The 6,984-nt window shown below is 71.7% G+C and carries 6 protein-coding genes and 1 pseudogene; all 7 read left to right on the top strand.

Features of this window, described 5'->3' with window-relative positions:
- A pseudogene (locus D7Y11_RS40720) lies at positions 1 to 210 on the top strand (hypothetical protein); the annotation flags it as partial.
- Between the two features lie 101 nt (positions 211 to 311).
- Positions 312 to 1,004 (top strand): cell division ATP-binding protein FtsE, encoded by a 693-nt coding sequence (gene ftsE / locus D7Y11_RS40715; protein ID WP_120580667.1) that lies wholly within the window; start codon positions 312 to 314, stop codon positions 1,002 to 1,004.
- A complete protein-coding gene (locus tag D7Y11_RS40710; RefSeq protein ID WP_120580666.1) occupies positions 1,001 to 1,903 on the top strand; it encodes an ABC transporter permease in 903 nt (300 codons plus the stop codon). Before ftsE ends, D7Y11_RS40710 begins: the two co-directional genes overlap by 4 nt.
- Positions 1,900 to 3,036: a murein hydrolase activator EnvC gene (locus D7Y11_RS40705; RefSeq protein ID WP_199746036.1), complete on the top strand. Its 1,137-nt coding sequence runs from the start codon at positions 1,900 to 1,902 to the stop codon at positions 3,034 to 3,036. Before D7Y11_RS40710 ends, D7Y11_RS40705 begins: the two co-directional genes overlap by 4 nt.
- 87 nt (positions 3,037 to 3,123) lie before the next feature.
- Entirely contained in the window at positions 3,124 to 3,984 is an 861-nt protein-coding gene (locus tag D7Y11_RS40700) for an alpha/beta fold hydrolase (RefSeq protein ID WP_120580665.1), read from the top strand.
- Between the two features lie 111 nt (positions 3,985 to 4,095).
- Positions 4,096 to 5,415, top strand: coding sequence for a S41 family peptidase (locus D7Y11_RS40695; RefSeq protein ID WP_217279565.1), 1,320 nt, complete (start codon positions 4,096 to 4,098; stop codon positions 5,413 to 5,415).
- A gap of 67 nt (positions 5,416 to 5,482) precedes the next feature.
- The coding region (locus D7Y11_RS40690; RefSeq protein ID WP_126936360.1) for a PEGA domain-containing protein at positions 5,483 to 6,984 on the top strand (1,502 nt) is incomplete at its 3' end.

Below are 6,984 nucleotides of genomic sequence, written 5' to 3'. Positions count from 1 at the left end.
CAGCCGCGCCCCCCCACGCCGCCGCCTCCTCCCGTCGTGGCCCCCGCCTCACATCTGCCTCCGGAAGTGGCCGCCGCGCGCGCCCTCAAGGAGAAGCCGCGGATCAACGAGGTGGGCGTGGAGACGCTCTTCGGCGAGGACCTCATCTCCGAGAAGAGCCTGGACGAGGTCATCCTCAGCTACCTGGCGAGCGAGGGCGAGCCCTCCTAAGGCCGCTCGCGCGGTGCTGCCCTCCGGCGATGCCCGGCCCGTTCCTGGGCGGGCTCCGGGGGCGTGGTACGCTGCCCGGAGGGCCTCGCGCTTCTCCGGACATGATCCAGTTCTTCCACGTCTACAAGGCGTATCCCGGCGATCCGCCGGTGTTGCAGGACATCAACCTGAACGTGGAGAAGGGCGAGTTCGTCTTCCTCACCGGCCCGTCCGGCGCCGGGAAGACGACGCTGCTCAAGCTCATCTTCTGCGGGGAGAAGGCCACCAAGGGTCAAATCCTGGTGGGCGGGAAGAACATCGCGCGCATCCGCGAGTCGGCGGTGCCGTACCTGCGGCGCAACATCGGCGTGGTGTTCCAGGACTTCAAGCTGCTGCCCCACCGCAGCGTCGCGGACAACGTGGGCTTCACGCTGGACGTGCTGGGTGTGCCCCGCTCGGATGCGCGCGAGAAGGTGCACCGGATGCTCAAGCTCGTGGGGCTGGAGCACAAGGCGAACTCGCTGCCCCTGCGGCTGTCGGGTGGAGAGCAGCAGCGCGTGGTGATTGCGCGCGCGCTGGTGAACGACCCCACCATCCTCCTGGCGGACGAGCCCACGGGCAACCTGGACCCGGCGCTCACCGTTGAAATCATGGACCTGCTCACGGACATCAACATCCGGGGCACCACGGTGATGGTGGCCACGCACGACGCCACGCTCCTGTCGCGCTACCAGAAGCGCACGGTGCGCCTGGAGCGCGGGCTCATCGTCTCCGACGAGGACGGCGTCAAGGCGGCGCGGCGGATGCTGGTATGAGCGTGCTGTCGAAGGTGGCCTACTTCTGGCGCTCGGCGGCCGGGGGGCTGAAGCACGCGCCCTTCGTGCACTTCATCGCCGTGTCCACCATCGCCATCGCGCTGTTCGCGGCGGGGCTGGCGCGGGGCGCGTCGCACGTGGTGGACAACCTGCTCGCGTCGCTGGGCGGCGAGGTGGAGGTGACGCTCTACCTGGCGCCGCAGCTGGGTGAAGACGAGGTGCACGGCGTCCACACGCGCGTGGTGGAGCTGAGCCACGGCGAGGTGACGGTGGTGCCGCCGGAAGCGGCGCTGAAGCGGCTCAAGCAGGAGCTGGGCGACCTGGGTGAGGCGCTGTCGGAGCTGCCGGAGAACCCGCTGCCCGCGACGCTGGAGCTGCGCGTGCCGGAGGCGCGTCGTTCCCCCGCGGCGCTGTCGGCCCTGGCGAAGGAGCTGCGCGCGCTGCCCGGCGTCACCGGCGTGGACTACGGAGAGGCCGCGGTGGAGCGGCTGTCCGCCATCGCCCGCGCGCTGAGCTTCGGGGCGCTGGTGGCGCTGGTGGTGGTGCTGGGGACGACCATCGTCATCGTCGCGGCCACGCTCCAGCTGGCCATCTATTCGCGGCGCGAGGAGATTGAAATCCAGAAGCTGGTGGGCGCCACCGACCGCTTCGTGAAGGCGCCGTTCCTCCTGGAGGGACTGCTTCAGGGGCTGTTGGGCGCGCTGGTGGCGGTGGGCGGGCTGTGGCTCTTCGGCCGGCTCCTGGGGCCCACGCTGGGCTCGCTCTTCGCGTTCCTCCTGGGGCCGGGCGTGGCCGCGCCGTGGGTGGAGACGCGCACCGCGCTGGAGCTGCTCGCGGCCGGCTGCGCGCTGGGCCTGGGCGGCAGCTTTGTCGCGGTGGGGCGCTTCCTGCGCGTATGAGACGGCTCGTCTGGCTCATGGCGCTGCTGGGCGCGAGCGCCGCGTTCGCCCAGCCGGACGAGGAGGCGGAGCGCGCGGCCATCCGCGAGAAGCTGACCGCGCAGCGCGCCACGCTGGCCCTGGTGGAGGCGAAGAAGCTCTCCGTGCTGGAGGGCATGGAGCTGATGGAGGACATGGCCGCCTTCTCCCGCCGCCGCGTGCGCGCGCTGGAGGGCGACCTGAACCTCTTCCGCCGCCGCGTCGCGCTGGCCGAGCGAGAGGAGGCCGTGCTGCGCGAAGCCCTGCGCGCCCAGCTGCGCCGGCTGTCCCCGCGTCTGCGCACCCTGTACCGGCTCCAGCGCCGCCGCCCGCTGGAGGTGCTCCTGTCCGCGGACGACTTCGCCGCGCTCATGTGGCGCGCCCGCGCGCTGGAGGCCAGCATGGCGGGCGACCTGGAGCTGCTGCGCACCGTGCAGCACGTGGCGACCCTCCAGCGGCAGGCGACGCTGGAGCTGAAGCGGCTGCACACCTCGCTGTCGCAGCGCGTGGCCTTCCTCCAGCAACAGTCGAAGCAGGCCCAGGCGCAGCAGGAGGCGCTGGAGGAGGTGGTGGGGAAGCTGGCCGGCGAAGCGGAGCTGGCGAAGCGCGCCGTGCGCGAGTTGGAAGGCGCGGACGCGGAGCTCACCCGCATGCTGGTGGACCTGCACGAGGCCCCCGCGACGAGCGGCTTCGGCGCCCTGAAGGGCAAGCTGCCCCGGCCCGTGACGGGCATCGTGGAGGTGGGCTTTGGCCGCGTGGTGAACCCACGCTTCAACACCGTCACCGTGCAGAAGGGCGTGGACATCCGCGCCGCGGCGGGCACCCCCGTGCACGCGGTGGCCGAGGGCACTGTCGTCTACGCGGGCTGGCTGCGCGGCTACGGCAACCTGCTCATCGTCGACCACGGCGACGACTTCCACACCCTGGTCGCCCACCTCGCCACCATCGCCGTCGCCGTGGGCGCGCGCGTGACTCCGGGCGACGTGGTGGGGGAGGTGGGAGACACCGGCTCCCTCAAGGGCGCCTACCTGTACTTCGAGGTCCGCCGCGCCGGGCAGGCCGTCGACCCCGCCCCCTGGCTCGCCCCCGCGACCGCCGCCGCCGGGACGCCCTGACATTGTCTGTTTGATGCGCTGCGTCCAAGACGCGGAGGCGTTAGAAGGTGCGGGGCAGCGGTCGTTGGTGTGGAAGGAGGCCTTCGCGTGGACCTGATGGGTGGGATGCAGGAAGCGATGCGCCGCGTGCTGGTGGCGCGGGGCGTGGAGTCGGAGACGGTGAACGTGGGTGGGCAGGCGGTGCACCACTACGCGCTGGAGGGCCAGGGCAAGGGTCCGCCGGTGGTGCTGGTGCACGGGCTGGGCGGATCCGCCAACGGCTTCGGGCGCACGTTCTTCGGGCTGGCGAAGCGCTTCTCCCGCGTGCTCGCGCCGGACCTGCCGGGCCACGGCTTCTCTGGCGAGTACTGCGGCGGCCCCACCTGTGTGCAGGGCCAGTTCGACGTGCTGCGCGCCTACTTCGAGCAGGTGGTGAAGACGCCCGCCCTCGTGGTGGGCAACTCGCTGGGCGGCGCCATGGCCGTCAACCTGGCCTCCGAGCATTCCGCCTGGGTGAAGGCGCTGGCGCTGGTGGCCCCCGCGGGCGCGGAGCTGACGCCGCAGGCGCTGGCGGCGCTGCTGGGGCACTTCGCGGTGAAGTCGAGCGCGGATGTCCGCGCCCTGACGCGCAAGCTCTTCCACCGGCCGCCCCTGGGCGCGCTGCTGCTCGCGCCGGCGCTGAGCAGGCTCTACACGACGCCCACGGTGCAGGCGCTGGCGGCGGATGCGCTCGCGACGCAGGCGAGCATCGCGCCCCAGGCGGTGCGGGATTTGAAGATGCCGGTGCTTTTCCTCTGGGGCGGCAGCGAGCGGCTCCTGCCCCCGGAAATCCTCGCCTGGTACCGGCAGCACCTGCCCGCCCAGGCGGAGGTGCACGTGGTGGAGGGCTTTGGCCACGTGCCGCAGATGGAGCGGCCGGACGCGTTCGTGTCCCACCTGGTGGGCTTCGCGGACCGGGCTCGCCTCTAAGGGCGGGAATCGTCCGGCGGGCCGGGTGTAGACTCGGGGGCCTTGCGACGGCCCCTTCCACCCGACCCCCGAGGACGCGCTCACGTGATCCGTTTCCCGAAGCCGTGGCGCATGGGATTCGCAGCGCTCCTGCTGTGGGGCGCGCCTGTGCTCGCGCAGAAGCCAGGGGACGCGGCCGGCCGGGAGGAGTCCGCGTACCGCCAGCTGGAGCTGTTCGCGCGCGTGCTCTCCTACGTGGAGAACAACTACGTGGAGAGCGTGGACCGCAAGACGCTCATCCAGGGCGCCATCCAGGGGATGCTCGACACGTTGGATCCGCACACCCTCTTCATGCCCCCGGAAGTCTTCCGGGAGATGAAGATCGACACGTCCGGTGAGTTCGGCGGCCTGGGCATCGAGATCGCGCGCAAGGGCGACCGGCTGGTAGTGGTGGCGCCCATCGACGACACGCCCGCCGCTCGCGCCGGCATCAAGGCCGGGGACGAGCTGCTCGCCATTGACGGAGAGAGCACCCAGGGCATGGACCTGGGCCGCGCGCTCCAGAAGATGCGCGGGCCGGCGGGGGGCAGGGTGCTGCTCACGCTCATGCGCGCGGGCTTCAACGCGCCCCGGGAGCTGGCCATCCTGCGCGACCACATCCGCATCGTGTCCGTGGAGAGCGCGCTCTTCGACGGCATCGGGCACGTGAAGGTGAAGAACTTCCAGGACCGCACGGACCAGTCGCTGAAGAAGGAGCTGGACCGGCTGCGCGCGCTCAACGGCGGCAAGGAGCTGGACGGCCTGGTGCTGGACCTGCGCAACAACCCCGGCGGCCTGTTGGACCAGGCCGTGGCCATGAGCGACCGCTTCCTGCCGGGCAACCTGCCCATCGTGTCCACGCGCGGGCGCGACGGCCGCAACGCCTCCGAGGAGAAGAGCCGGGACCGCGACACGGAGAAGGACTACCCGCTGGTGGTGCTGGTCAACGCGGGCAGCGCCTCCGCGTCGGAGATTGTCGCGGGCGCGCTCCAGGACCACGGCCGCGCGGTCATCATGGGCACGCAGACCTTCGGCAAGGGCAGCGTGCAGACCATTATCGAGCTGGAGGACGGCTCCGGCCTGAAGCTCACCATCGCGCGCTACTACACGCCCAAGGGTCGCAGCATCCAGGAGAAGGGCATCACCCCGGACTTCCTGGTGCCGGAGGATTCCACAGGGAAGGCGGGCAGTGACGCACCCCGGGAGAAGGACCTGCGGGGCCACTTCAAGGCGGAGCCGTCCCAGACGACGTCGGAGGTCGCCGCCCATCCCCGGACCCTGCCCGCGAACCTGAAGGACTGGGCGGTGACGGCGAAGCTCGCGGATCCACAGCTGAAGGTCGCGCTCAACTACCTCCATGGGTTGGCGCCAGGGCCCGCGTCCCGGGCCACCGGGAGCACCGCGGGTCGCTGAAACCCCTTTCGAGGCTGGCGTTCCGCCTCGCAGTGCGTGTAATGCGCACAGCAACGAGGGAGACCGGATGCGACGTCCTTTCAATCGCGCGCTGCACGCGACGCTCAGTGGCTGGCTGGTGGGAATGCTGGCCGTGGGCCCCGCGGCCGCGCAGCAACAACACGTACCGCTGCGGCTGATGCCGCGAACGCTGCCGACGGCGGCGGGCCCCCGCGTGGCGGTGGTGGCCATTCCCGTGGATGCCTCGCTGGAGGGTGAGGCGCTGGCGCTGGCGCACTGGGCGGAGCAGGCCGTGGCCCGCTCCGGCCGGCTGGAGCTGGTCCGTCTGTCGGACGCGCTGGACGCCCAGGGCGCGACCGCGCGCCAGACGAAGGCGGTGGAGGGCAACGCAGCGTTCAAGGACGGCGCCAAGGCCTACGACGAACTGGACACCGTGAAGGCGCTCCAGAGCTTCGACAGGGCGGTGAAGGCCTACGAGCAGGCGGACCTGTCGCGCGCGTTCCCGCTGCTCAGCCGCGCGCGGGTGATGAAGGCCGCGACGCAGGTGGCCAACGGGGAGAACAAGGCCGCGGAGCTGGAGATGCGCGGCGTGCTCGCGGTGGATCCGCGCGCCACCTTCAACCCCAACTTCTTCCCGCCCGAGGAAGTCGCCTTCGTGGAGAAGGAGCGCAAGTCGCAGCTGGAGGGCGCGCAGGCCACGCTGAACGTGAGCTCGCAGCCCGCCGCCGCGCAGGTGTTCGTGGACGGCACCTACCGGGGCGTGTCCCCGCTGGCGCTCACCGGCCTGACGCGCGCGGACCACTACGTGACGCTGGTGGCGCCGGGCTATGCCGTGACGGAGGGCCGGGCGCGCGAGGGCGAGTCCTCCTTCACGCTCGCGAAGCTGCCGGTGCAGCAGCGCTACGCGGCGCTCGTGGAGCGCATCGCGAAGAACGCCGACGACGAGGAGCGGGACCAGGCGCTGCAGGAGCTGGGCGTGCTCGCGGACGTGCCGCAGGTGCTGGCGCTGCTGGTGCGCGGCGGTCCGGGCAACGCGCCCCTGACCGTCACCGGCCTGCGCATGGACGTGGCGGACGGCCACAACCTGGCGTACGCGATGGGCCAGGTGCCGCGCGGTGACGCGATGGCCACGGGCTCCGAGGCGCTGCTGACGGGGCTCGTCGGCCAGGACGCGGCGCGCGTCGACGGCAAGCCGGTGAAGCACTTCGCTGGCGGCGGAGGCGTGAGCCGCAAGACCGCGGGCTACGTGCTGCTGGCCACGGGCGTGGCGCTCCTGGCGGGCGGCATCTACTTCGGCCTGGAGGCCTCCTCCAAGTCGGACGCGTTCAAGACCGCGCCGCAGGGCAGCACGCGCGCGGAGGACCTGAAGAGCACCGGCAAGACGTACGCGCTGGTGGCGGACATCGGCGTGCTGGCGGGTCTGGTGTCCGCGGGCGCCGGCAGCTACCTGGCCTTCTACAAGAAGGGTGGGGGTTCGTCGTCCAGCGCCCCCGCGAGCCCCCCGGTGGAGAAGGCCGCGCCGGCTCGCGACGAGAAGCCCATGAAGGAGGCGCTGCCCATGCCGCCGCC

Source organism: Corallococcus sp. AB018 (assembly GCF_003986945.1).
GTDB lineage: Bacteria > Myxococcota > Myxococcia > Myxococcales > Myxococcaceae > Corallococcus > Corallococcus exiguus.
Note: the sequence above shows the minus strand (reverse complement) of the source record. Positions and strands in the feature narration are given on the sequence as shown.